Here is a 25255-nt window from a genome sequence, read left to right as displayed (position 1 = left end):
GAACCTACCTGCCTGCCGTGCCGGACCGGGAACCGTCCGCGTCGAGTGCGGGCGCGCGGCGGAACGAGATGTGGCGATGCCCGAAGAAGCTGGCGCCCGCCACCAGCGCCATCACGGCGACCGCCGACGGGATGCTCGGCAGGTGCAGCAGCGACACCCCCAGCTGGAGCAGCACCATGTTCAGCACCAGCCCGCCGGAGTTCACCGCGACGAACGCGGCGAAATCCCGCATCAGCCGCCCGCGCACCCGGAACACCAGGGTGCGGTGCAGGACGAACGCCACGACCACGCTGATGCTGTAGGCCAGGGCGGGCGCGAGCGCGGCGGGCGCCCGGTTGCCGAGCACCGCCAGCCACATCACCGTCAGCGCCATGCCCAGACCCGTGTTCACCACGCCGACGACGGCGAACGCGATCTCCTGGCGACGCACCAAACGCAGCAGCGGGCCCGGGTCGGCGGGGAGATCCGCGGCACGGGGAAGCAGGGCATCCGCCGCCGCGGGCGGTGGCGTGCTCGTCGCGTCCGCGGCATCGGAGCGTCGCACCTGCGATGCCGCCCCGGCTCCGTCCCCCGCGCCCGCGCTCATCGGACGGCGTCGGCCAAGTCGGTTTCCGATGTCACAGCGGCATCGGGTGCGGACGGCTCGCCGCTGTCGCCGATCGGCCGGTCGAGCCGCCGCCTGCCACGCAGGTACACCCACTCCAGCAGACCGAGGCCGAGCAGCCCGAGCAGTGCCGCGGCGACGCCGATCCACCAGCCCGGCGGCTGCCAGGACAACTCCAGCTCACCGGAGGCGCCGGGCGGGAGATCGACGGCCACGAAGGTTTTCCCTACCAGCGTGGTGGGGATCTCCCGGCCGTCGAGCGTCGCCCGGTAACCGGGCCACCCGAGCCGGGCGAACACGATCCGGCCGCCGTCCGGGGAACTCACCCGCACCCGGCTGGTCGTATCCGATTCGCCGATCGATGTGGCCGTGACCCCCTGGGCGGCGGCCACCCGGCCGTCACGGGTCGAGATCAGGCCGTCGGTGCGTTCCAGGACCGAGATGTACTTCTCGTGCCCCGGATAGTCGACCCATTTCCAACCGGGGGGCGCGGGCTGGTCGCGCGCGTCCGGGTACAAGGCGCGATGCAGCACCACCCGGTCGACCTTCATGAGGTCGACGATGGTCCGGCCGGTGGTCGGCTCGGTCGCGAACGCGCGGCGGTAGGCATCGGGGCAGACGCTGGTGTCCCAGCGCATGCACAACGTCTCGCCGAACCAGTAGTGCCCGTTGGGGGTGTATCCGCTGACGTAGGTCAGCTCGAGATCCTTCGCGTAGTTGCCGAATACCAGCGATCCGTACGCCCCGGAAAGGTTCCGTTCCGACGGCGGGATGAGCATACGGTCCGCGAGTTGCAGCGTGGTGCCGGGGAAATCCGGGAACGCGGCCTTCATCTCCGACCGCTTCTCCGGCAGATTCCACCCCATCGGAGTCGGTTGCGCGTCCCACACCTGCAGATACGCGATCGGGAACACCGAGACGACGATCAGCGCGCACGCGGCGGCCGCGCCACGGCTGCGGCCGAGCCATACCGCGACGGCGCCCAGCGCCGCCACACCGAGCGCCGCGATGACATGCCTGATCACCTCGTGGGGTGCGGCCGAGAAGGAGCGCACCCACAGCAGACCGATCAGCACCGCGGCCGCGACTGCGCGCCGCCGCCAGTCCTGAACGGTCGCGAAGCGGCCGAGCAGCACGCATACGAGCACCAGCAGGCCGAGCGCGACCATCGGCAGCACACGGACGGGCCAGCGCAACGGGCCGATGGCGCCGGGACCGGCCGTCCACATCAATGCCATCACCGCGAACAGGGCGGGCGCGACGAATTCGCGCGCCGAGCCGAGCGCCCTGCGCCAATCGACGAAGGCCAGCGCCGGAACGAGGAACCACGCGATGTAGACCACCGGCATCGGCTGCACGTAGCCCCACCAGGAATTGAACGCGGGCAATGTGCTGGGCAGGCTGGCGTTCAGCGACTCCGACCACGGCACCGTGAGGAACTGGTCGTTGTTGATCTGCGCGGTGCCGCGCCAGGTCACCTTCGCCGACAGCATGCTCGGCAGGTAGGTCGCCGATCCGGCCACCGCGGCACACGCCGCGACCGTGAGCAGGCGCAGCGACGGGCGCCACGCCTTCTGATGGACGAGTTCGCCGATCGCGACGGCGCCCACCATCAGCCCGGCCTCCACCGCGGGGAAGACGTATTGCACCGAAATGGCCAGATACAAGAAGACGAAGGGGGGAATCGGCCCGCTGCGCCCGCGGGCGTAGCGCACCCCGGAGGCCCACGCGTGCGCCATCCATGCCGTGCCGGTGAACGCGGTCATCCAGCTGGCCTCGTCGAAGAACAGCAGCCATCCGCTGAACGGTATGGCGACGCCCGCCACCGCCGCCCACGGCGCCTTCGCTCCGTAGGCCAGGCAGATCCGGTAGACGCCGAGCGCGAGGATGATCGCGAAGATCAGTTTCACCATGGTGGCGTACAGCGCGAGGTTGTCCACCGAAGGCGCGATCAGGTCGATCAGCAGCTGCGGCGGATTCAGCAGCCCGGCTTCCTCGATGGTGTAGTTGCCCGCCATCCAGTGTTCGGGCACGAGTGCCGGGAACCGTCCTTCGCGGAGGTATCGCCCCAGCATCACCCACAGCGGCGCGTACTGCGATTCGGTGTCGTCGGTATAGAAGTGCCGGACGTTGGCCACTAGAACCGCACCGTATCCCGCGATCACCCCGAGCGCCGTGATGACGCCCCATGTGCGGACTTCTCGCGAAGAAATGGTGCTACGTTCGGCCACGAGTCCCAGACCCTACCCGCACCTGTCCGCCCGTCCGGCAAGCCAGTGCCGGGATGCGGACCGCGACCGCGTTATCCGGACCCGGCCGCGGGCCCGCGGCGGAACGAGATGTAGCGATGGCCGAAGAAGCTGGCGACCGCGACCAGGCCCATCACCACGACCGCCGACGGAATGCGCGGCAGGTGCAGCACCGAGACGGCCAGCGACAGCAGCACCGTATTCATCAGCAAGCCACCGGAATTCACCACGACGAAGCCCGCGAAGTCGCGCAACAGCCTGCCGCGGACCCGGAATACCAGGGTCCGGTGCAGGACGAAGGCGACGACGATGCCCACGGCGTAGGCCAGCACCACCGCGACGGCGGGCGGCCACGCGTCACCCAGCACCGCCAGCCACGCGACGGTCAGCCCGATGCCGAGCAGGGTGTTGCACGCGCCGACCATGGCGAACGCGACCTCTTGGCGCCGGACCATCCGCAGCAGAAGCCCCGCCGCGGGCCCGTCGCCCGTCGCGTCGGAATCCGCGGCGACCGGCCGAGCGTTCGTCTTCACGAAACGACGTCCGCCAGCTCACGATCCGGCTCGGCGCCCTCGGCGTCGCCGGGCTCCTGCGGTTCGTCGCGGCGCCGCGACCGGACCTGGAACCATTGCAGGACGCCGATGCCGAGCACGCCCGCCACCGCGGCGGCGATGCCGATCTTCCACCCGGGCGGGCGCCAAGTCAGCACGAGCTCGGCGTCCTGGGTGCCCGCGGGAACGTCGACCGCGATGAACGATTTGGCGACTGTGGTGATCGGCAGCGACTTCCCGTTCAGCGTGACCCGATATCCCGGCCAGCCCAGCCGGGCGAACACGATCCGGCCGCCTTCGGCCGAGGAGACGCGCACGCGACTGGTGGTGTCGGTCTCGGAGATCGATGTCGCGCGAACCTTCGCCGCATCGGTCACGCGGCCGTTCGTCGTCGAGATGGGGCCGCCCACGCGTTCCAGCACCGCGATGAAACGCTCGTGCCCGGGGTAGTCGACCCACTTCCAGCCCTCGGGCGCCGCCTGGTTCGGCGCGTCCGGGAACAGCGCTCGTTGCAGCACCACGCGGTCCAGGTTCATCAGGTCGACCAGCGGCCGCCCGGTGGTGGGCTCCGGTGCGAACATCCGCCGGTAGGCGTCCGGGCACACGCTGCCGTCCCAGCGCATGCACAGCAGCTCACCGAAGTAGAAGTGGCCGCTTGGGGTGTAGCCGTTGACGTAGTCCAGTTCGAGTCCGCGGGCGTAGTTGCCGAAGACGAGCGACCCGTAGGCGCCCTCGATGCTTTTGTCCTGCGGCTGCAACAGTCCGCGATCGCCCAGCTGGATGGTGTTGCCCGCGAAATCCGGGAACGCCTCCTTTGCCACCGAGCGCTGCACGGGCAGGTTCCACGACATCGGCGTGGGTTGCGCGGCTTCGACCTGGAAATAGGCGATCGGGAACATCGCGACGATGGTCAGCGCGCACGCGGCCGCGGTCCCCTTCGTGCGTCCGAGCCACACCGCCCCGGCCACCAGCGCGGCCAGCGCGAACGCCGCGATCACGTGCCAGATCGCGTCGTGCGGGTCGGCGGAGAACGAGCGCACCCACAGCAGACCGATCAGCACGCCCGCCGCGACGGCGCGGTTCTTCGGATCGCGCACCGTCCCGTAGCGGCCGAGCAGCACGCACACCAGCACGAGCAGGCCGATGGCCAGCATCGGGAGTACGCGCGCGGGCCAGCGCAGCGGTCCGATCGAACCGGGGCCTGCGGTCCACATCAGCATCATGATCGCGAAGATCGCGACGGCGCTCAGTTCCCGCCATGCCTGCCTGGCGCGGCGCCAGTCGACGAACGCCAGCGCGGGGATCAGGAACCAGGCGATGTAGGTGACCGGCATCGGCTGCACGTATCCCCACCACGAGCTGAACGCGGGCAGCGAGCTGGGCAGGCTGGCGTTCAGCGACTCCGACCACGGCACCGTGAGGAACTGGTCGTTGTTGATCTGCGCGGTGCCGCGCCAGGTCACCTTCGCCGACAGCATGCTCGGCAGGAAGGTCAGCAGGCCGGCGAGCCCGGCGCAGCCCGCCGCGACGGTCAGCCGGAGCACCGGCTGCCACTTGCGCTGGTAGACGAGCTCGCCCACGGCCACCGCCAGCAACATCAGCACCGCTTCGACCGCCGGGAAGATGTACTGCGTCGAGATGGTCAGATACAGATAGACGAAAACCGGGATGGGGCCGCCCTGTCCTCGCGTGTACCGCACCGAGGCCGCCCAGGCGTGCACCATCCACGCGGTGCCGGTGAGCGCGGTCATCCAGCTGGCTTCGTCGAAGAACAGGAAGAAGCCCGACAGCGGCAGCGCGATACCCGCCACCGCCGACCAGGCGGGCCGCCCGCCGTAGACCAGGCAGATCCGGTAGACGCCGAGTGCGGCGATGATCGAGAAGATCAGCTTCACGACGGTGGCGTACAGCGCGACGTTGTCCACCGAGGGCGCGATCAGATCGATCAGCAGCTGCGGCGGGTTGAACAGGCCCGCGTCGTCCATGGTGTTGTTGCCCGACATCCACTGCTCGGGCACCATGACCGGGAACTCACCGGCGCGCAGCGCGCGGCCGAGGCCCACCCACAGCGAGGTGTACTGGGATTCGGTGTCGTCGGTGAAGAAATGGCGGGCGTTGGCGAGCAGGACAGCGAGGTAACCCGCGACCACTCCGAGCGCGGTGATGACCCCCCACCGGTAGACCTCTCGCCGCGAATAGACATCCGGCCGCGAGCCGGGCACTGCACTGTCCGTCACGAGTTCCAAACCCTACAGGGCGGCTCTCCGCTTGGCATGGGTCGTGGACGCCACCATGATGAGGGCATGATCAGCTGCTCCGGTAGCCGGATATCGCACCGTGCTAAAGTCCACACCGGTTCGGGCTCCGCAGTTCTGCGACGAGTACCGGCACGCACCGTCATCGAAAGTCGATCCAGCTGATGCCGATTCCCTCCGCCCGCGCACTCCGTTCCGGCGCCTCCGCGACGAACGGCGCCCCGGCACGGCCCGGCGTGGACCGGCCGCACCGGGTGTCGGTGGTCGTGCCGGTGTATCGGGGCGAGGACACGATCGCCGGTCTGGTCGCCGAGCTGCACGATCTCACCCGGCCCGCCGAGACCCCCGGCGGCACCACGTTCGCCGTCACCGAGATCATTCTGGTGCACGACCACGGTCCCGACCGCTCCGATGTGGTCCTGCAAGAACTGCAACGGACCTATCCGACGGTGCGCGCCGTCTGGCTCAGCCGCAATTTCGGTCAGGACGCCGCGACGATCGCCGGAATGTCCGTCGCGGCCGGTGACTGGATCGTCACCATGGACGAGGACGGCCAGCACGATCCCGGCTTCATCAGCACGTTCCTGGACACGGCCCTGGCGCAGCGAGCCGATCTGGTCTACTCCAAGCCGACCAACACCAGGCCGCACGGATTCCTGCGCAATCTGACCTCGCGCGGAGCCAAGCTGGTGCTCGCGACGCTGTTCGCCTTCCCGGATTCCACCCGGTTCGAAAGCTACCGGCTGATCCGCGGGGACATCGGGAGGCAGCTGGCCGAGGTCGCCTCCAACGGCGTCTACCTGGACGTCGCGCTGACCTGGGTGGTCGGCGCCGTCGCGCAGGCGCCGGTGACGTTGCGCGCCGAGGGCAGGGAGGAATCCGGCTACAACTACCGCCGCCTGTTCTCCTTGTTCTGGAAGATGGTGCTGTGCAGCGGGACCCGCGGGCTGCGGCTGGTCAGCATGCTCGGCGTCACCCTGGCGCTGGCCGGTGGCGTGATGGCCGCGATCGTCGTGTTCGAAGCGCTGACCACCGACGGCTGGGCGCCCGAGGGCTGGGCATCCACCATCGTGGTGTTGCTGCTGTGCTCCGGCGCCGTGCTGTTCTCCCTCGGGCTCATCGCCGAGTACCTGGGCGTCGCGTTGCACATCCTGGTGGGCAAACCGCTCTATCTCACCGTCGAGACGCCGACACCGCGTCCGGCCGACACTTCGGAACCGACCGCGACCGCAGCCAGCAGGGGGACCGACCGGGTTGAGCACTGACCGCGTCATCTTCAGCCGCCCGTACCGGGCCCGCCGGGAATTAGCGAACCTGGAGGCCGTGCTCGCCTCCGATCACAGCCACGGCGACGGACAGTTCACCGCGTCGGCCACCGCGAAGCTGAAGGCGATCACGGGCGCGCCGCACGCCCTGCTCACCACCTCCTGCACGTCCGCGCTGGAAATGGCGGGCCTGCTGCTGGAGCTGGGTCCCGACGACGAAGTGATCGTGCCCAGCTTCGCGTTCACCTCCACCGCCACCTCGATGGCGCTGCGCGGCGCGACCTGCGTTTTCGGCGACATCGATCCGGCCACCGGGAACCTGGACCCGCAGTCGGTGGCGGCCCTGATCACCGAGCGGACGAAGGCCGTGGTGGTGATCCACTACGGCGGCGTCGCCGCCGATATGGCCGGCCTGCTCGACCTGGCCGGCGCGCATGGCTTCGCCGTCGTGGAGGACAACGCGCACGGGCTCGGCGGCAGCTGGCGCGGCAGGAAACTGGGCACCATCGGCACGATGGGCACGCTCAGTTTCCACGACACCAAGAACGTGCACTGCGGCGAGGGCGGCGCGCTGCTGCTCACCGACGAGATCCTGATGGCGCGCGCCGAGATCATCCGGGAGAAGGGCACCGACCGGGCCAGGTTCCTGCGCGGAGCCGTGGACAAGTACTCCTGGCAGGACATCGGCTCCAGCTACTTGCCGAGCGAGTTGAACGCGGCCGTGCTCGACGCGCAATTGGACGAGTTCGACACCATTCAGGCCGGACGGCACCGGGTATGGGACGCCTACGCCGCCGCCCTGCCGGATTGGGCCCTGCGCAACGACGTGCGCCTGATGTCCGTGCCTGCCGATCGCGAGCACACCGCCCACCTGTACTACTTGCGGACCCCGACCGAGCGCCGCCGCGACGACCTCATCGCGCATCTCGCCGCACACGGCATCTCCGCGCCGTTCCACTACATCCCGCTCGACTCCAGCCCGGCCGGCTTCAAGCTCGGCCGCACGCCGCGGGCGTGTGTGCGCAGCGCCGAGTTCTCCGGAACGGTCGTGCGCCTGCCGCTGTGGCCGGATCTGACCGACGCGCAGGTAGCCCGCGTCGTGGACGCGGTCACCGCGTTCACGGTGTGAGGACGTAGAGCTTCTCCCTGCCGCCCGCGATCAGTGATTGCCGGGCGACCCGCGACCGGTACGGCGTGAAGAACTCGTCCAGCGTCCGCTCGGTGAAGCGATGCGCCTGCTCGCCGTCGCCCGCGTCGGTGAACCGCTTGCCGATCGTGGCGAGGAACGGATTGGCGCTGCTGGCCAGGTTGCGCACCGGCTCGGCGACGATCACCCGCTCGGTGGCCGCCGCGAGCATCCGATCGAGCAGGGGGCCCGGCTCGGGCAGGAAGTGATAGAGGCTGGCCTGCATGACGACATAATCGGCCGCGGGCAACGCGTCACCGGAACGCAGGTTCCACACTCGCCCCCGTCCGCCCGCTTCGTTCACGCGTGCGACGAAGCGTTCGTTCAGATCGAGGCCGGTGTAGTCGACCGACTTGTGGCGCAGGTAGCGGGTGTAGAGCGTCGCGGGTCCACAGCACAGATCGACCACGCTCGCACCGTCCGGGACGAGTTCCGCGATAGCGCGATACCGAGCCGCGTAGTGCCTGCCGTACAACCCGCGCATCAAGACCTCGTAGACGGTCCCGTTGCGGTAGATGAGGCTCGTTCTCACAGGCACAAACTATGCCATCGGTCGGCGAATCCGCTCTTTCGGCAACAGGAATCGCGTCAGCCGCCGAACAGGATGCTCGCTCGGTCCTCGGTGAGGACCTCGTAGGCGTCCGAGGCGCGGTTGTACCACCAGGTGTCCGGCCCCGGCTCCGGCCGCTCGGCCGCCTGCACCGCACGGGCGGAGGGACGGAACGACGGGCTGCGCGGGATGTCGTCCACCACGTAGACCAGATCGGGCCGCTGGTCCGGTTCCAACGCCCGCAACGCCTCGGTGACGTCCTTCGGTTCCAGGCGGAAGCCTTCGCGCACGCTCACCGCGGCCACCGCGAGGCAGTGGTCGCCGACATTGAGCCCGTAGGTGACTTCCATGTCGACGGGGGTGATGTCGTTGAGCACGTCGATGATCGGCTGACCGAAGACCGGTCCGCGCCGGGTGTGGATCACCGTGTCCGTGCGGTCGACCAGCCAGTAGTCGCCGTCGCCGTCGCGGCGGAACAGATTCTCCGTCGGCATCCAGGAGTCGCCCGCCGTGAAGACGCCGCGCAGGCCCCCCGCGGAGATGTCGACGCCGTCGGACGCTTTGCCGATCAGCAGGCCCACCTCGTTGTCCGCGCAACGCCTGGCGAAACCTGATCCGTCCACCAGGATGCGTTCGGTGAGCGGGTCGTAGGCGACCAACTCCACCTTCGCGGTGCCGGGAACCGGCCTGCCCTTGCACCCGCGCTTCACTCCGGCCACATTGGCCAGCACCACGTCGCCCTCGATCGAGGCGTAGAACTCCAGCACGCGGGCCGGGTCGAACTGCTCGACGGTGCGCCGCCACAGCCCGGCGGGCATACCGGAGCCGATGAACAACCGGATCGGATGGCGATGGCCGACCGGGAACACCTCGGCATCGAGGATGTCGCGCAGCATGGTCCAGGTGTAGGTGACCACGGTGACGCCGTAGCGGTGCACCTCCTCGGCGAAGCGCTGCGGGTCCAGCGACCGGGCCAGCGCGATCCGGCTTCCGCCCGCGACAGCCCCGCCGAGGCTGACCAGCAGTCCGGACGAATGATGCAGCGGCGCAAGGCAGTACACCGTGTCCTTGCGATCGAGGTCGGCCGTGGTCGCGGTGCCGAACGCCGACAGCGCCCAGCGGTGGTTGCTGATGTACTTCGTCTCCAGCCGCTCACCGGTGCCGGTGACGAGCACGAACGCCAGCTCGCGCGCCAGGCCGGGATCGGGCCGGTACCACGCGGGCACCCGCACCCGCGCCGGATCGATCTGCTCGAGGTCGATCAAGCGGTCGCTCGTGGGCAGCGCCAGCTCCCGGGTGTCGCCACCGCCGAGCACCAGCACCCTGGCGCCGGTCTCGGCGGCCCGCCGCAGATTCTCCGGGTCGGCGATCAGGGTCTCCACGCCGGTCAGCTCGATCGCGCGGCTCAGTTCGCCGTTCGGGGCCAGCAGGACCGCCACCGCGCCGAGACGCGACAGCGCCGCGACGGAGGCCAGCGCGCTGGGCCGGGTCTCCATCACCACGCCGACCCGCATGGCGGGGCGCACGCCGACCGAGATGAGGCCGCGCACCACGTTGTCGATGCGTTGGTTGACCGCCTCGTTGGTGTGCACACGGTCGTCGAACAGGAACAGGTCACGCTGCGGCGCGCGCCGCGCCTGCTCGGTGAGCAACCGGCCGAGCGATACCCGGGTGTGCGGCTGGATCATGCCGAGGCGGGTCAGCCGGGGCAGTGCCCGCGCCGCTTCGCCTGCCAGTTCGATGGAACCGCGCACCGTGTTGTTCGCGATGCCCTCGAGGGCCTTGCCCACGCCGGTGCCCGCCTCCGCCAGCGACGCGGCGGTGTGCACCACCCGGGTCGCCGCCGACCGGGGGCGATTGCTCGCCACGTGCTCGGCCATCGGCACGATCTCGGAGGGCAGCGGCTTGTCGCCGTTCATCCATCCGACCCACTGCCGCACCAGCGGCCAGGTGTGCTTGGTGGCCGTGCTCCCGGCCACCAGGCCGAAGTGTCCCGCGACCAGCGTCGCCTCGTAGACCTCCGCGTTCGGCGCGGCCCGCACGATGCCGCGCACCGCGGCGGGCTGTCCGATGTCGTCGACTTCGCCGACGAACGCCAGGATCGGGCATTTCAGCTCGGCCAGCGAGATCGGATGATCGCGGATGACGAAACCGCCGAGCATCAGCCGGTTGTGCGCGACGAACTGCTTGAGCAGATCCGCCGCGGCCGGGCCCGCGTAACCGACCCAGCCGTCGCTGTTGAGGAAGCGGCGCTGGCGCTCCTTGGGCAGCAGCGCTTCACGGTCGTGCAATTGCCGGAGGAAATCGATTCTGGACTTGGCCGTCTTCACCGGGTCGAGCAGCTGGAAGCCGATCCGCACCATGGAATCGGTGATCGGCAGCCGGGTGACCACATGATCGGCCAGGAAGTCGGCGAGGTCGGAGACCATGCCGTAGGGCAGCCCGAACGGCATGCCCGCGACGATGTCGACCGGGCTGCCGAAGGTCACGATGCTGTCCACGCCCTTGCCGTACCGGTAGGCGGCGGTCTGGTAGGCGAACATGCCGCCCTGCGAGTAACCCATCAGGTGCACGCCGGAGCCGGTGGCCTCGTTGACGGTGTCGATGGCGCTGTTGACGGCCAGCACGTGATCGGCGAGGTCGCGCTGCCAGCCGCCCTCCTCGCTCGCGGGCGAGCCGAAGTCCACCACCCAGCAGTCGACTCCGCCGCGGTGCAGGATCCCGACCGCGCCGTCCTCGGCGTTCACATCCCAGATGTCGGCGTTGACCATCAGCGGCGGCACCAGCAGCGCCACCGGCCGCCCCGGGGTCGTGTCGTCGGGGAAGTAATGGCGCAGCCGGTACATGCGTCTGCGTTCCACGACCTCGAACGGCGAGGACGCGACGTCATGGGTCAGCCCGCCGAAGCGGATGACCTCCAGGCCGTTCTGCGCGGTCGCCATCAACCGCTGCACCGAGCCCACCACAACATTCGCGTTCAACTTCACCATCGCTCCTGGCCTACCCTAGAACGTGACCCGCATCACACACCGCGAGGTGTTCAGACGAGCTTCCCATACCACCTGTCCATTATGTGTCCGCTGTGACACGTCGCATGCCAGGTTGCCACGGTCGGCTCCCCCTCGGCATTCCCCTCTCGACCCCGAGCACACCCCCGCGGACGCTCGAGCCGCCGGGAACCGAGCCGCCCGGCGCAACCGTGCGCGCGCCGCCTCGGCCGACTCCCGCGTACCGAATAGGGGTCGGTGCCCATTCGGGACGTGATCACCTACCCGGCTCGACCGAGGAGCGACACTACACGCCCGGCTTCGGCCGAACGTCTCATCGCCTTCCGGCGGCCGGGCGCGAAGCCTCGGCGACCAAGCGGCGCGGCACCGACGGATCGCCCCGGCTCTCGGACCGATCGGGATGAGCGTGGGACGAGCGCCCTGTCGGGGAGGCCAGTCGTCACGCCGCAAGACAGCTAATTCTTCGCTACTAGAACGCAATTGCGGTGACCGGTCCGCAACGCCACCCGCCGTTACCGGAATCGACCGCGTGTCGTAACCATCCGCGGTCCGGCGGGACGATCTTCGAAATTTTCCTGTGCACAGCCGCTTTCGGCGTCTACCATCGAACACGTCTGGAACGCCGTGGCGCGTAGGCAATTTCGTTCGATGAGCTCTCCGCGGGCATGCCCGCTGCTGTTTGATGTGAACACCCGGCGACTCTGAACTATCGACGACTTCTCGATTTCCCCTGCCCCAAAACCCGTCACCATGTCTCGGTGGCCGTCTCGAGGTGAGGACCACGCATGACCATAGAAATGCCAGTCCAAACGGAAAACAACGTGCGCAAGAGCCTGAGTACCAGCACGGCCGGCCTGCTCGCGCACACCACCAAATCCGAACCGCAGATGCAGGGCATCAGCTCGCGGTGGCTCACGCGCGCGCTGCCATGGACGCAGGTCAACGGCGGGGTGTACCGCGTGAACCGCCGCCTGACCCACACGGTGGGCAATGGTGAGGTGGAATTCGTCATCGACGGGTCCACGGCTCGGGTCATTCCCCTCGAATTGCAAGAGCTTCCGGCACTGCGCGGCTTCGACGACGAGGACGTGTTGCGCGGCCTCGCAGACCGTTTCGAACAGCGCGATCTCGAACCGGGCACTGTAGTAGCGGAATTCGGAAATCCGATGGATCAGGTTCTGCTGATCGTGCACGGCAAATTGAGCAAGATCGGGTCGGGTGAGTACGGCGAGCAGACGAAGCTCGGAATCCTGGGTGGCGGCGACTTCTTCGGCGATACGATACTCACCGAGCCATCGGCGATCTGGCCGGTAACGATCAAGACGGTCACGCCGACGACCATGCTGGTCCTTCCGCGGCGATCGCTGACCGAGTTCATCGACAGCGCTCCGGCACTGCGCGAGCAACTCTCCCGCGTCGCCTCCGCGCCCACGCGTCCGCAGAACCACAAAGGCGAGGCGGACATCGAGGTCGCCTCGGGTCACTCCGGCGAGCCGCTGCTGGAAGGCACGTTCGTCGACTACGACGCCTCCCCGCGCCAGTACGAACTCAGCCTCGCGCAGAGCGTGCTGCGAGTGCACACCCGCGTCGCCGACCTGTTCAACGACCCGATGAACCAGGTCGAGCAGCAGCTGCGCCTGACCATCGAAGCGCTCTACGAACGGCGCGAATACGACCTGGTCAACAACCCCGACTTCGGCCTGCTGCACAACTGCGACCTGAAACAGCGCATCTACGCCGAGTCCGGCGCGCCCACCCCGGACGACATGGACGAACTGCTCAGCATGCGGCGCAGCACGAAATTGTTCCTGGCCCATCCGAAGGCGATCGCCGCGTTCGGACGCGAATGCACCAAGCGGGGGCTCTACCCCGACCCGGTCGAGGTGGACGGGCACCGCGTTCCCGCATGGCGGGGCGTACCGATCTTCCCCTGCGGCAAGATCCCGATCAGCGACACCCAGACCACTTCGATACTGGCCATGCGCACCGGCGAGAAGGACCAGGGCGTCATCGGCCTGCACCAGACCGGGATTCCGGACGAATACGAGCCGAGCCTCAACGTGCGCTTCAAGGGCATCGATGACCAGTCGATCATCTCCTACCTGGTCAGCTGCTATTACTCGGCCGCCGTCCTGGTACCGGATGCCCTCGGCGTGCTCGGCAACGTCCTGGTCGCCCGGCAGGCCGACTGACCGGGGTGATGGGCATGTCGGTGCTCTCCCGCGCCGCGGCGGCGCATGCCACCGATGAGGTGGCCGCCACGGTCGTCGCGCTACTCACCAACACCCGGACGACGGCTCCGTCCGAGCTCTTCTCACCGAAAGCAACTGAGCCGAAGAATATTTCGGCTTCGGATGGACCGTCGGGTGTGACGCCTCGCGGGCTGCTCGGCCCGTCCGGCCTGGGTGCCGCCGCGCTGCTGCTTCCGGGCAGCCCGGACCGTGCCACGACGCCCGCCGTCACACCGGCCGCTGCCCCGGCGGCCGCCACCGACGGAGTAGGGGTAGCGCCGGTAGCGGGACGGACACCGGTGCCGACCGCGCCACGCATTCCGGCCCGCCCTACCGGGCTCGGCACCGCGTCGGCGTTCCTCGGACGACATGGCATCGCCGCAACGCCACGCACGGCCACGCATGCGGCGCCCGCCCCGCGAACCGGGTCGGACTCCGCTCGCGGTCCCGCACTTGTTCCGCGGGGGCCGAGCGGCCCGGGCACCGCGACGGTGGACCGGGACCGCCCGGATCCGATTCCGCCGCTGTACTGCCCGCCGCCGCTGCGGGACGATCCGGCGCTCGCAGAGGCGGTCAACAACGGGATCGTGGACTGGGCCGGAGAGATCGGGCTGTACGAGGGCCGGCTGGACGAACTGCGGGACGCCGATTTCGGCCGGCTGATCATGCTCGCCCACCCGGACTGCGACGACGCCGACCGCCTGCTGGCGGCGGCGAAGTGCGCGGTCTCGGAATGGTCGGTGGACGATTACTACTGCGAGGAGGATGCCGACGACCGGGCTCCGGACGGCACCCCCTCCAGAGCCGAGGCGGAGTTGGGTCCCCGGCTCGAATTGGCCGCCGCGGCCATGGATCCGGTCCACCTTCCCGCGCGTTACGTCGCCGAACTCGAGGCAGCGCTCGAGGCAGACCCGATCCTGCGCGCGTTTCGCACGTCCTTCGACCATATGGCTCGCTACGCGCGCCCGGCGCAGCTGGCCCGGTTGCGCACCGAGATCGCGGGCTGGTTCATCGCGCTCGGTGCGGAAGCGGGCTGGCGCGCGGCCGGGCGGATGCCGCCGGTATGGGAGTACCTCACCAACCGGCAACCGCACAGCTTCCTGCCGTGCATGGCGCCGACCGACGTGGTCGGCGGCTACGAGCTGCAGGCCGCGGAGTACACCGCCCCCGCGGTGCGCCGCGTGGTCACCACGGCGGCGCTGGCCAGCCAGATGGTCAACGACCTGTACTCGATGGCTCGCGAGGACCTCTCCAACGGCAGGGAGTTCAATCTGCCGACCGTCCTCGCCGCCGAGGAGCGCTGCTCGCGCCGCGAGGCCGTGCTGCGCACCGCCGAGGTGCACGACGAGCTGGTGCACCGGTTCGAACGGGAGGCGGCGCCGTTGGCCGCGGCGGGGTCGGCGGAACTACGCCGCTTCCTCACCGGCCTGTGGGCGTGGATGGGAGGAAACCGCGCCTGGCACGCCGACAGCAAACGCTATCGCGACCCGCAGTGAAAGCAATGAAGCAGTACCGCACCGAGAGAGGATGATCGCGCATGACCATGCTCAACCCGGAGACCGGGACCGTTCTGCGTACCAGCTACCAGAAGTCCGTCGCCGCGTACTGGAACAACAACCCGAACGACGACCGGGTCAACACCAAACTCGGTGAGGTCGACGGGCTCTACCACCATCACTACGGCATCGGCGACCCGGACCTGTCGGTGCTGACCGGTCCCGAGGACACCCGCGAGGAACGTCTCGTCACCGAACTGCATCGACTGGAGACCGCACAGGCCGATTTCCTGCTCGACCATCTCGGCGACGTCCGGCCCGGCGACCGGCTGATGGACGGCGGCTCCGGCCGCGGCGGCACCAGCTTCATGGCCAATCAGCGCTTCGGCTGTCAGGTCGACGGCGTGACCATCTCCGAGTATCAGGTGGGCTTCGCCAACGACCAGGCCGTGCATCGCGGCGTCGCGGACAAGGTGAGGTTCCACTTCCGCAACATGCTGGACACCGGCTTCGAGTCCGGTTCCGTGCGCGGCATCTGGACCAACGAGACCACCATGTACGTGGACCTGTTCGATCTGTTCCGCGAGTTCTCCCGGCTGCTGGAGCCGGGCGGGCGCTACGTGTGCATCACCGGCTGCTCCAACGATGTGACCGGTGGCCGATCGTCCTCGGTGAGCTGGATCGACGCGCACTACGGCTGCATGATCCATCCGCGCAGCGAGTACTTCCGCGCCATGGCCGAGAACAACTTGGTGCCCATAGCCGTGACCGACCTCACCGCGGCGACCATCCCGTACTGGGAGCTGCGCACGAAATCCGAGCTCGCCACGGGTGTCGAGAAGCCGTTCCTGACCGCTTATCGGGAGGGCAGCTTCCAGTACCTGCTCATAGCCGCCGATAAGGTGGGGAGGTGACCGACGCCCTCGCCCAGCCGCACACCGACCGCGAGGCCCTGCCCGTCGAACTCGTCGACGACGTGGGCCGCGCGGTCGGCGCGTGCTCGGTGGCGGAGGCCCACCTGGCCCCGGGACGGCTGCACCGCGCGTTCTCCGTGTTGCTGTTCGACTCGGCGGGCCGCGTGCTGTTGCAGCAGCGCGCGGCGGTGAAGACCAGGTTCCCGTCGCTGTGGGCCAACACCTGCTGCGGCCACCCCGCACCGGGTGAACCGGTCGCCACCGCGGCGGGCCTGCGGCTGGCGGAGGAAATGGGCCTGACCATCGCGCTCACCGAGGCGGGGATCTACCGCTACCACGCGGCAGACCTTCGCACCGGGCGCGTCGAGTCCGAATGGGACCACGTCCTGATCGGACGGCTGGACATCGGCGCGCCGCGCCCGGACCCGGCCGAGGTCGCCGATTTCGCTTGGATCCACCCGGACGCCCTACGGGACGCGCTGGCCGACAATCCGGACGCCTACACGCCGTGGCTGGCCGGTGTCCTCGACGTCGCGGAGCACGCGCAGGCCGGAAGAATCTCAGCCCCCTGATCGTCGGCGTTCAGCATTTTTCTGGTCCGAGGCAGCCGAGCGCATCATCGACTGCGGCCGCGCGGCTGCCTCGCCCCGCCTTTGGAGTTCGGGAGGGCCTCCCTTCCCGGCTGTGTTGCAGGTCGCGTCCCCCCTCTCGCCCTGCCTGGCGGACCTGGGCACATCCATAGATGCGCATATTTCTGTAACACCATGGAGGGAAACTGAGAGAACTCAAAGGAACGGCACAGGCTGCGGCCAGGACCGTTCGGCATCGTTGACGTTGTAGGAGTTCTCGGTGAAGTGAGGTGCGTGATGGTGGAATTCGAAGTCACCGGAACGACGGTGACAGTGCACGTACTCGGTACCCATCAACTGCTGGCGCTGCGCGACCAGCTGACCTTCGACCTGTCCGACATCACCGCGCTCGGCGTGGCCGGGGTCGACCGCCGCCCGCCGTGGGTGCGCACGCCCGGCACCTTCTTCCCCGGCGTGATCGCGGCCGGGACATTCCGCGGCAAGGGCCGCAAAGAATTCTGGGACACGCGCTTCGACGGGCATGCCATCCGTATCGACTTGGCGGGCGCTGATGTCACACGGCTCGTGGTCGACGTGGCCGACCCGGACACCGAGTTGCGCAAGCTCGCCATCGCGGTGGCTGCCTGACCCGTTCGAGCACCGCATGCTCGCAGAGGCCGGTGTGCGGCGGGGCGGTGTGGCGGACTCTCGCCCCGGCTCGCGTAGACGGTCGTCCACTTACCGGCACTCCGAATCCGGCGAGCAGCCGCGCACAGAAGTCTTGCCGCGCCACCCGAGACATCGCGCGTCGACTGGTTCGCCCCCGCGGCTTCCCGGCACTAGTTGACGCTCCCGCACGTCCGGGCGAGCGCCTGCGATCGCGTGAGCGGTTGCCTCCGGGCCCGCCTGCCGGATGGCAGCATGACGGTATGAAGTCGGTCGATATGTCCCGGATCGAGGCGGCCGCACGGCTGCTCGCCCCGGTGATCCGGCGCACACCGCTGCTGGCCTCGCGGGTGCTGTCCGAACGTACGGGTACCCAGGTGTGGCTGAAGTGTGAGAACTTGCAGCGCACCGGTTCGTTCAAGCCGCGTGGCGCCTACAACCGGATCGCGAACCTGCCGCAGGAGGCACGGGAACGCGGCGTCGTGGCCGCGAGCGCGGGTAACCATGCGCAAGGGGTCGCGTGGTCGGCGGCGGCGCTCGGCCTCACGTCGACGGTGTTCATGCCGATCGGGGCGTCGCTGCCGAAACTGATGGCCACCAAGGCGTACGGGGCGCAGGTCCGCCAAGTCGGCGAGACCATCGACGAGTCACTGGACGCCGCGCTGGAGTTCGCCGACCGGTCCGGCGCGACGCTCATCCACCCGTTCGACCATCCCGACATCGTGGCCGGTCAGGCCACCGTCGGCACGGAGATCGCGGAGCAGTTGCCGGAGGTGGGGACCGTCCTCGTACCCACCGGCGGCGGTGGGCTCTTGGCCGGCGTCGCGGTCGCGCTGCGACATCTCGCGCCGGACGTGCGCGTCATCGGGGTGCAGGCGGCGGAAGCGGCCGCCTGGCCGGACTCGCTGGCGGCGGGGCGTCCGGTCCGGGTGGAGCGGATGGCGACGATGGCCGACGGCATCGCGGTCGGCCGGCCGGGCGTGGTGCCGTTATCCCATGTGGCGCAGCATGTTTCGAGCATTGTGACGGTAGACGAGGAAGCCCTGTCGCAGGCGTTGCTGCTGTGTCTGGAGCGCGCGAAGCTGATCGTCGAGCCCGCGGGCGCCGCGGCGGTCGCCGCCCTGATGAGTCGCACCCCGGAGGAACTCGGCCTGCGTGGGCCGGTCTGCGCGATCCTGTCCGGCGGCAACATCGACCCGTTGCTGCTGACCAGGGTGATCGGGCACGGGCTGAGCGCGGCAGGCCGCTACCTCGCGGTGCGCGTGACGATTTCCGATCGCCCGGGTGCGCTGGGGGCACTGCTCGCGGTGATCGGCAAGACCAGCGCCAGCGTGGTCGACGTGGCGCATTCGCGCACCGGGACCTGGCTGGCGGTGGACGAAGTCGAGGTAGCGCTCACGCTGGAAACACGCGGTTGCGACCATCGCGACGACGTACTCACCGCCCTCGCGAACGCCGGATACGCGGTCCGCGTATCGGATTGACCGCGTGCCACCCGCAGGGCGACGGGGCACGTTGATTGCCCACGCACGCCGGCCGCCATCGAGTGGCACATCGCCGAGGGATTTACTCGCCAAATGCCGCAGCCATGTGCCATCGGTGCGCGTCGCGAGGGAGTCAGTGCGCTCCCCCGAGTTCCAAGGCCAGTACGCCGAGTATCACCAGTGCGATGCCGCCGAGTTGCACGAGGGTGAGCCGCTCCTCCAGGAACAGCACGCCGATCAGGGCGATCGCGGCGACACCGACCGCCGACCAGATGCCGTAGGCCACGCCGATCGGCATGCCCCGCTTCAACGCCTGGGCCAGGAAGAAGAACGCGGCGCAATAGCCGACGACCACCACGATCGAGGGGACGAGCTTGGCGAATCCGTCGGATAGTTTCAGCGAAACGGTCGCGGTCACCTCGGAAGCGATGGCCAAGGCGAGCAGGAGCAAGGTCATTTTCGCAGCGTAGTCAGAGTTACACGGCAGGCACAGCCGCCCTCGGCCACCGGCGCAGCCGCTCCCCAGCCCCGGGGATTCCCGGCCCGGTCGCCGTGGACCGCGCGTCGATACGATCGGCCGATGCGTAGCTCGGGCGTTGCGGTAACCGGTTTTCCGTTCGATGAGGTGACGTGCAACGAGTTGCCGTACGCCGAGCGCGACCAACGGTATCGGCGATTGCACGAGTGGCCCGAGCCGAGCTATGCGCACCGGTCCGGGCTGCGGATGATCTGGAAGTACGCCGACGTGCGCGAGGTGCTGGAGGCGGCCACGCCGGGCATCTCCAACGCGAATTCGCTGGACCCGCTCGTGGGTTACGCGCGGATCGCCGCGACACCGCGAGCCATCCCGCCGTTCGTCCGGCACCTGATCCCGCCGCCCGCGAAGGCGACCGCCAACCTGGCCGACGACCGGTTGCACAAGCGCGTGTGGAACACCATGGCCGGACCGTCGGGACACTTCACCATCTCCCCGGCCGATCGTCCCGCCCGTGCCGCGGCGATGGCCGAGTACTTCCACGAGGCTGTGCGCGATACGGGGTTCCGCACCGGGGCTCCGTTGGACGTGACCGCGCTATCGATCGGCTACGCGGCCCGGACCGTCGGTGCGGCGGTCGGCCTGCCCGCCGCGGACTGGCCGCAGGTGGCCGCCTGGAGCGGAGCGCAATCGGGACTGCTCGGCCGGGTGATGCGCGGACGCGAACTGGCCGACGCGGTGAGCGCGCTCGGCTGGTTGTTCACGGTGAGCGGCGCGGCGGTGCGGGAGGGCCGGGGCAGCGAGGCGACCGGGTTCGCCCGCAGGCTGCGCGACGCCGGGCTCTCCCATCGGATCGCGGTGTCCGCCATGGCGAATTCGCTCGCCGCGGGAGTGCACACGGTCAGCGGCAGCATCCAGCAAGGCGTCCAGCGGTTGCTCGGCGATCCGGACCGCGCGTGGTGGGACCTGCTCGCCGAGCCGGACGGCGGCACCCGGGTGGCGGCGAAGATCCTGCAACTGGATCCCGGGTTGGTGGCGTGGAAACGTCAGGCCAGGACACCGGTCGTGCTGTCCAGCGGCACGCGGTTGCCCGCGGGACCGGTGCTCGTGCTGTTCGCCGCGGCCAACCGTGACCCGGAGGCCTTCCCCGACTGCCTGGCCCTGGACGGGACCGGCAAGTTGCCGTTGACCTTCGGCTTCGGCAGACACGTGTGCCCCGGCAAGAGCATGGCGACGCTGGCCGTCGAAGTATTTCTGCGGCAGTTGCGCGAGCTGGTTCCAGAGGCCGACCTGCTGCCGGATTCCAGTGGTGCCCAGCGGCGCAGCGACCTGCTGTTCAGCGGCGCCGATATCACTGTCGCCGGGTAGGTTCGCCGACAGCGATTCCCGACCGGCCGGGCCCGCGCCGGTCCGGCCAAGCCTGCGCCGGTCCAACCAGACCCGCACCGGTTAACCAGACCCGCACCGGTCCAACCAGACCCGGTCCAACCCGACTGGCACCGGTCCGAGACGACCCGGACCGGTCCGGCGCGACCGGCGTCAAGGCTGGAAGTCCCGCGCCGCGGGCACCGCCGCACGCACCTCGGCGAGTTGCGCCGCGACCTGAACACCGGCCGTGCGTTGCGAGATGCGATAAATCTCCTGCGCGATGAGCACCTCACGCACCCCTCTGGCCGGTGCCGGGCCGACGGCGGGAAACTGCTCCAAATCCGGAGTCAGCCCAGCCCGACCGACGACAGCCCAACCCGACCGGCGTCAGCCCAGCCAGTCCCGCGCCGCGGCCGCCGCCGCACGCACCTCGGCGAGCTGCGCCGCGACCTGAACACCGGCTGTGCCGCCCCGGGCGTCGCGGGACGCGATGGACCCCTGCACGGTGAGCACCTCGCGCACCTTCCCGGTCAGCGCCGGGTCGACGGCGGCGAACTCCTCGTCGGTGAGCTCGTCGAGGCCGACGCCGCGGGACTCGGCGGCGCGCACGCACGCGCCCGCCGCCTCGTGCGCGACTCGGAACGGAACGCCTTGGCGCACGAGCCATTCGGCGATATCGGTGGCCAGGGTGAAGCCGGCGGGTGCGAGTTCGGCCATGCGGTCGGTGTGGAAGGTGAGCGTCGAGACCAGGCCCGCGATGGCCGGCAACAGCAGTTCCAGTTGCGCGACCGAGTCGAAGAGGGGTTCTTTGTCTTCCTGCAGGTCGCGGTTGTAGGCCAGCGGCTGCGCCTTGAGGGTGGCCAGCAGACCGGTGAGGTTGCCGATCAACCTGCCCGCCTTGCCGCGGGTCAGCTCGGAGACGTCCGGATTCTTCTTCTGCGGCATGATCGATGAGCCGGTCGACCAGGCGTCGGCCAGCGTGACGTAGCCGAACTCCGGGGTGCTCCAGATGATCACCTCTTCGGCCATCCGGCTCAGGTCGACGCCGATCATGGCCAGCACGAACGCGGCCTCGGCGGCGAAGTCCCGCGCCGAGGTGGCGTCGATGGAGTTGGCGGCCGACGCGTCGAAATCCAGTTCCGCGGCGATCGCCTCCGGGTCGAGTCCGAGCGAGGAACCCGCGAGCGCGCCGGAACCGTAGGGCGACACCGCCGCCCGGCGGTCGAAGTCGCGCAGCCGGTCGAGGTCGCGCAGCAGCGGATGGGCGTGCGCGAGCAGATGGTGGGCCAGCAGCACCGGCTGCGCCGCCTGCAAGTGCGTCTTGCCCGGCATCACCGCGTCCGGGTGCGCGGCGGCCTGCTCGACCAGTGCGTCGATCACCGCGAGCACGCCCGCGGCCACCCGGCGCGCACCGTCGCGCAGCCACATCCGAAACAGCGTGGCCACCTGGTCGTTGCGGGATCGTCCCGCCCGCAGACGCCCGCCGAGTTCCGCGCCGACCCGCTCGATGAGGCCGCGTTCCAGCGCGCCGTGCACGTCCTCGTCCGACTCGACGGGGCCGAACGCGCCGGAGGCCACGTCCGCCGCGAGGCGGTCGAGCCCGTCCAGCATGCCGGACAGATCGGTGTCCGACAGCAGGCCCGCTTTGTGCAGTACCCGCGCGTGCGCTTTCGAGGCTCGGATGTCGTAGGGGGCCAGCGCCCAGTCGAAATGCGTCGACTTGCTCAGCGCGGCCATGGCCTCGGCCGGGCCGGAGGCGAATCGCCCGCCCCACAGCGCGCCTTGGTTCGTGCCGCCACTCATGCTCGTCCGCCTCTCCGAGTTTTCAGGCCGTACCAGTCGGGTGACCGGTGGGTTGTGTTCAGGTCCTGCGTCAGATGTCGCTCGGGTTCTGGGCGTACCCGGTGAGTTACCCGTGTCCCTGCGAGATCAATTGTCGCGGTCGTGGTCGTGCGTCCACGGCGGGGGTCGCCCTGCCGGTCCGTCCACCGCGGAATACTCGACGGTGAACGCACTCCCGGTAGGGATTTTCTCCGACGTCACCTACCGAGTAGAGCGGCCCGGCGCTCGAAAAAGGGCGCTTGCGCCCCTACGGGTAGCTTCTGACAGGGGTAGCACTGCTCCCTGTTCACGCACACGCCGAAGACTGCCGCCGAGCCACGACCTCGCGCCCGGGCTGCACCGCGCTGATCGCGGAGACCGAGGTCTCCGGGGTCGGCGAGTCGCTGGTATGAGCGATATCGCGCAGACCTATGCCATCTCGAGGCAGCGGGCGCAGGCCGTCGGCGTGCCGGTGCGTGTCAGGGCACCGGCACGCCCGGTGCCTACTTCTGGTTGAGGTCGCGGCGGGCGGCGACCTTGGAGGACAGGCCGTGGATCTGCACGAAGCCCTTGGCCAGCGACTGGTCGAACGTGTCGCCCTCGTCGTAGGTGGCCAGGTTGAAGTCGTAGAGCGACTGCTCCGAGCGGCGGCCGTTGACCACGGCGGAGCCGCCGTGCAGGACCATCCGGATATCGCCGGACACGTGCTGCTGGGTGTCGCCGATGAAGGCGTCCAGCGCCCGCTTGAGCGGAGAGAACCACAGGCCGTCGTAGGCCAGCTCGCCCCAGCGCTGCTCGACCTGGCGCTTGTAGCGGCCCAGCTCGCGCTCGATGGTGACGTGCTCGAGCGCCTGGTGCGCCGTGATCAGTGCGAGGGCGCCGGGCGCCTCGTAGATCTCGCGGCTCTTGATGCCGACCAGGCGGTCCTCGACCATGTCCAGCCGGCCCACGCCCTGGCGGCCCGCACGCTTGTTCAGTTCGACGATCGCCTCCAGCACGCTCACCTGGCGGCCGTCGATGGCCACCGGCACGCCCTTGTCGAAGGTGACGATCAGTTCGTCCGGGGCCTCGAAGTTGACGGTGGGGTCGGAGGTGTAGTCGTAGACGTCCTTGGTCGGGGCGTTCCACAGGTCCTCGAGGAACCCGGTCTCGACCGCACGGCCCCAGACGTTCTGGTCGATGGAGAACGGCGACTTCTTGGTGACGTTGATCGGCAGCGAGTTCTCCTCGGCGAAGGCGATGGCCTTCTCCCGGGTCCACGCGTAGTCGCGGACGGGGGCGATCACGTTGAGGTCGGGCGCGAGCGCGCCGATGCCGACCTCGAAACGGACCTGGTCGTTGCCCTTGCCGGTGCAGCCGTGCGCGACGGTGCTCGCGCCGTGGAACTTCGCGGCTTCGACCAGGTGCTTGACGATGAGCGGGCGGCTGATCGCCGACACCAGCGGGTACTGGCCCATGTACAGCGCGTTGGCCTGGATGGTGGGCAGGCAGTACTGCTCGGCGAACTCGTCGCGGGCGTCGATCACGATCGCCTCGACGGCGCCGCAATCCAGGGCGCGCTGGCGCACCACGTTCATGTCCTCGCCGCCCTGGCCGAGGTCGATGGCCACGGCCACCACTTCGGCGCCGGTCTCCTTGCCGATCCAGCTGATCGCGACGGAGGTGTCCAGCCCACCGGAGTAGGCGAGTACGACGCGCTCGGACATGTTCTGTGTGCTCCTCGATGGTTCGGTGGGTGTATCAGCAGTATGGCGGGTGTCCGAGCGTTGGGAACGGCCCGGCCCCGACGCCTCGAGACCAGCCTCGGCGGGCCCGCGTCGTTCTGCAAATGATTATGCACGACGATGCAAGCCCATTCACAATTGGGGGCCGGCGTTCTGGACCACACCGAACTGATGACCTTGCCGGCCGGTCCGATCAAAGCCGCGGGACCTTCAGTTAGACGGGCAGGTGAGCTGGATCGAAATCACCGTCATCCTCCATACGCACCGCTCAACGATGGCCGGACTGTCTTCCATCTCACTGGGCCGCACCGAGGTCAACCCGGCAAACCAAGTACGGAGTTCGATGGTGCGGGTAGGTCGCCGCTGCCGCACAGCGCCTGTCTGGCCGCACGCACCCGCTGCATCGTTTCCTCACCGTGGACCAGGGCGGTGACATCCTCGGCGAGCGCGCGCTGGGCCTCCCGTTGAGCGGGCCGATCCCGTGCAGCTGCCTCGAACGCCGCGATCTCGTCCCGGCTGCGGAAGGTGAAGATCTTGAGATAGTCCGCGACCTTGGCGTCCTCGGCGTTGAGCCAGAACTGGTAGAAGGCATGTGGCGAGGTCATCTCCGGGTCGAGCCAGATCGCACCGCCTTCGGTCTTGCCGAACTTGGTGCCGTCGGCCTTGGTGATCAGCGGCGTGGCCAAGACGTGCAGGCTTATGCCTTCGACGCGGTGAGTGAGGTCCGCGCCGGCGGTGAGGTTGCCGACTTATATGTCTGCCAGCGGTTCGTCGTCGGGGTAGCTGCCCGTAGCGTGCCGTAGCGGACCGGGTGGCTTGACTCCTGAGGTTGCTGTCGC

At 69.1% G+C, this 25255-nt stretch carries 19 protein-coding genes and 1 pseudogene; 9 read left to right on the top strand and 11 right to left on the bottom strand.

Going from position 1 to position 25255, the window contains the following annotated elements; all coding sequences use genetic code 11:
• Nucleotides 1–4: 4 nt before the first annotated feature.
• From ACZ6DL_RS36965 to ACZ6DL_RS36950, 4 genes are all read right to left on the bottom strand, one after another.
• Nucleotides 5–544, bottom strand: a complete 540-nt coding sequence (locus tag ACZ6DL_RS36965) for a GtrA family protein (protein ID WP_466058261.1) — start codon at nucleotides 542–544, stop codon at nucleotides 5–7.
• Nucleotides 545–582: 38 nt separating this feature from the next.
• Nucleotides 583–2835, bottom strand: coding sequence for a hypothetical protein (locus ACZ6DL_RS36960; RefSeq protein ID WP_466058259.1), 2253 nt, complete (start codon nucleotides 2833–2835; stop codon nucleotides 583–585).
• Between the two features lie 71 nt (nucleotides 2836–2906).
• Entirely contained in the window at nucleotides 2907–3386 is a 480-nt protein-coding gene (locus tag ACZ6DL_RS36955; protein WP_466058257.1) for a GtrA family protein, read from the bottom strand.
• Complete coding sequence (locus ACZ6DL_RS36950) at nucleotides 3383–5554, bottom strand: hypothetical protein (protein WP_466058279.1); 2172 nt, start codon at nucleotides 5552–5554, stop codon at nucleotides 3383–3385. The genes ACZ6DL_RS36955 and ACZ6DL_RS36950 overlap by 4 nt, the downstream gene beginning before the upstream one ends.
• Nucleotides 5555–5823: 269 nt before the next feature.
• On the opposite strand from ACZ6DL_RS36950, the gene ACZ6DL_RS36945 reads away from it, so the two are divergent.
• Entirely contained in the window at nucleotides 5824–6924 is a 1101-nt protein-coding gene (locus ACZ6DL_RS36945) for a glycosyltransferase (protein ID WP_083863363.1), read from the top strand.
• Nucleotides 6914–8053, top strand: coding sequence for a dTDP-4-amino-4,6-dideoxygalactose transaminase (gene rffA, locus ACZ6DL_RS36940; RefSeq protein ID WP_466058255.1), 1140 nt, complete (start codon nucleotides 6914–6916; stop codon nucleotides 8051–8053). The genes ACZ6DL_RS36945 and rffA overlap by 11 nt, the downstream gene beginning before the upstream one ends.
• Here rffA and ACZ6DL_RS36935 read toward each other — a convergent pair.
• Both ACZ6DL_RS36935 and ACZ6DL_RS36930 read right to left on the bottom strand, forming a co-directional pair.
• Complete coding sequence (locus ACZ6DL_RS36935; RefSeq protein WP_466058253.1) at nucleotides 8043–8642, bottom strand: class I SAM-dependent methyltransferase; 600 nt, start codon at nucleotides 8640–8642, stop codon at nucleotides 8043–8045. The two genes, rffA and ACZ6DL_RS36935, sit on opposite strands and share 11 nt — an antisense overlap.
• Before the next feature lie 56 nt (nucleotides 8643–8698).
• The gene (locus ACZ6DL_RS36930; RefSeq protein WP_466058252.1) at nucleotides 8699–11650 is read right to left on the bottom strand and encodes an acyl-CoA synthetase; all 2952 of its coding nucleotides are present in this window, start codon (nucleotides 11648–11650) and stop codon (nucleotides 8699–8701) included.
• Between the two features lie 803 nt (nucleotides 11651–12453).
• Here ACZ6DL_RS36930 and ACZ6DL_RS36925 point away from each other — a divergent pair.
• From ACZ6DL_RS36925 to ilvA, 6 genes are all read left to right on the top strand, one after another.
• Nucleotides 12454–13860 carry a family 2B encapsulin nanocompartment shell protein gene (locus tag ACZ6DL_RS36925; protein WP_466058250.1) on the top strand — a complete coding sequence of 469 codons (1407 nt, stop codon included), beginning with the start codon at nucleotides 12454–12456 and terminating at the stop codon, nucleotides 13858–13860.
• Nucleotides 13861–13874: 14 nt separating this feature from the next.
• Nucleotides 13875–15395: a family 2 encapsulin nanocompartment cargo protein terpene cyclase gene (locus ACZ6DL_RS36920; RefSeq protein ID WP_466058248.1), complete on the top strand. Its 1521-nt coding sequence runs from the start codon at nucleotides 13875–13877 to the stop codon at nucleotides 15393–15395.
• Between the two features lie 41 nt (nucleotides 15396–15436).
• Nucleotides 15437–16309: a geranyl diphosphate 2-C-methyltransferase gene (locus tag ACZ6DL_RS36915; protein ID WP_466058246.1), complete on the top strand. Its 873-nt coding sequence runs from the start codon at nucleotides 15437–15439 to the stop codon at nucleotides 16307–16309.
• Entirely contained in the window at nucleotides 16306–16881 is a 576-nt protein-coding gene (gene idi, locus ACZ6DL_RS36910) for an isopentenyl-diphosphate Delta-isomerase (protein WP_466058244.1), read from the top strand. The genes ACZ6DL_RS36915 and idi overlap by 4 nt, the downstream gene beginning before the upstream one ends.
• Before the next feature lie 294 nt (nucleotides 16882–17175).
• Complete coding sequence (locus ACZ6DL_RS36905) at nucleotides 17176–17526, top strand: hypothetical protein (RefSeq protein WP_466058242.1); 351 nt, start codon at nucleotides 17176–17178, stop codon at nucleotides 17524–17526.
• 281 nt (nucleotides 17527–17807) lie between these two features.
• Entirely contained in the window at nucleotides 17808–19028 is a 1221-nt protein-coding gene (ilvA, locus tag ACZ6DL_RS36900) for a threonine ammonia-lyase (RefSeq protein ID WP_466058241.1), read from the top strand.
• A gap of 133 nt (nucleotides 19029–19161) precedes the next feature.
• Here the strand turns inward: ilvA and ACZ6DL_RS36895 are convergent, their stop codons facing one another.
• A complete protein-coding gene (locus ACZ6DL_RS36895; RefSeq protein ID WP_040866129.1) occupies nucleotides 19162–19485 on the bottom strand; it encodes a DMT family transporter in 324 nt (107 codons plus the stop codon).
• Nucleotides 19486–19608: 123 nt separating this feature from the next.
• Here ACZ6DL_RS36895 and ACZ6DL_RS36890 point away from each other — a divergent pair, with 123 nt between their 5' ends.
• Nucleotides 19609–20871: a cytochrome P450 family protein gene (locus ACZ6DL_RS36890; protein ID WP_466058239.1), complete on the top strand. Its 1263-nt coding sequence runs from the start codon at nucleotides 19609–19611 to the stop codon at nucleotides 20869–20871.
• A gap of 171 nt (nucleotides 20872–21042) precedes the next feature.
• On the opposite strand, the gene ACZ6DL_RS36885 is transcribed toward ACZ6DL_RS36890, so the two are convergent.
• From ACZ6DL_RS36885 to ACZ6DL_RS36870, 4 genes and pseudogenes are all read right to left on the bottom strand, one after another.
• Entirely contained in the window at nucleotides 21043–21210 is a 168-nt protein-coding gene (locus tag ACZ6DL_RS36885; protein ID WP_466058238.1) for a hypothetical protein, read from the bottom strand.
• A gap of 48 nt (nucleotides 21211–21258) precedes the next feature.
• Nucleotides 21259–22674, bottom strand: a complete 1416-nt coding sequence (gene argH, locus ACZ6DL_RS36880) for an argininosuccinate lyase (protein ID WP_466058236.1) — start codon at nucleotides 22672–22674, stop codon at nucleotides 21259–21261.
• A 521-nt stretch (nucleotides 22675–23195) separates the two neighbouring features.
• Entirely contained in the window at nucleotides 23196–24398 is a 1203-nt protein-coding gene (locus tag ACZ6DL_RS36875; protein WP_040866126.1) for an argininosuccinate synthase, read from the bottom strand.
• A 332-nt stretch (nucleotides 24399–24730) separates the two neighbouring features.
• Nucleotides 24731–25150: pseudogene (locus tag ACZ6DL_RS36870) on the bottom strand (tyrosine--tRNA ligase); the annotation flags it as partial.
• Between the last annotated feature and the right edge of the window lie 105 nt (nucleotides 25151–25255).

The sequence above is a fragment of the Nocardia sp. NPDC041819 genome, from assembly GCF_055590505.1.
Note: the sequence above shows the minus strand (reverse complement) of the source record. Positions and strands in the feature narration are given on the sequence as shown.

Excerpts from the sequence above, each read along its gene's own strand:
- ACZ6DL_RS36945 (WP_083863363.1), top strand. The coding sequence starts at position 5,824 with ATGCCGATTCCCTCCGCCCGCGCACTCCGTTCCGGCGCCTCCGCGACG.
- ACZ6DL_RS36930 (WP_466058252.1), bottom strand. The coding sequence starts at position 11,650 with ATGGTGAAGTTGAACGCGAATGTTGTGGTGGGCTCGGTGCAGCGGTTG.
- ACZ6DL_RS36925 (WP_466058250.1), top strand. The coding sequence starts at position 12,454 with ATGACCATAGAAATGCCAGTCCAAACGGAAAACAACGTGCGCAAGAGC.
- ACZ6DL_RS36920 (WP_466058248.1), top strand. The coding sequence starts at position 13,875 with ATGTCGGTGCTCTCCCGCGCCGCGGCGGCGCATGCCACCGATGAGGTG.
- ACZ6DL_RS36915 (WP_466058246.1), top strand. The coding sequence starts at position 15,437 with ATGACCATGCTCAACCCGGAGACCGGGACCGTTCTGCGTACCAGCTAC.
- ACZ6DL_RS36905 (WP_466058242.1), top strand. The coding sequence starts at position 17,176 with ATGGTGGAATTCGAAGTCACCGGAACGACGGTGACAGTGCACGTACTC.
- ilvA (WP_466058241.1), top strand. The coding sequence starts at position 17,808 with ATGAAGTCGGTCGATATGTCCCGGATCGAGGCGGCCGCACGGCTGCTC.
- ACZ6DL_RS36895 (WP_040866129.1), bottom strand. The coding sequence starts at position 19,485 with ATGACCTTGCTCCTGCTCGCCTTGGCCATCGCTTCCGAGGTGACCGCG.
- ACZ6DL_RS36890 (WP_466058239.1), top strand. The coding sequence starts at position 19,609 with ATGCGTAGCTCGGGCGTTGCGGTAACCGGTTTTCCGTTCGATGAGGTG.
- argH (WP_466058236.1), bottom strand. The coding sequence starts at position 22,674 with ATGAGTGGCGGCACGAACCAAGGCGCGCTGTGGGGCGGGCGATTCGCC.
- ACZ6DL_RS36875 (WP_040866126.1), bottom strand. The coding sequence starts at position 24,398 with ATGTCCGAGCGCGTCGTACTCGCCTACTCCGGTGGGCTGGACACCTCC.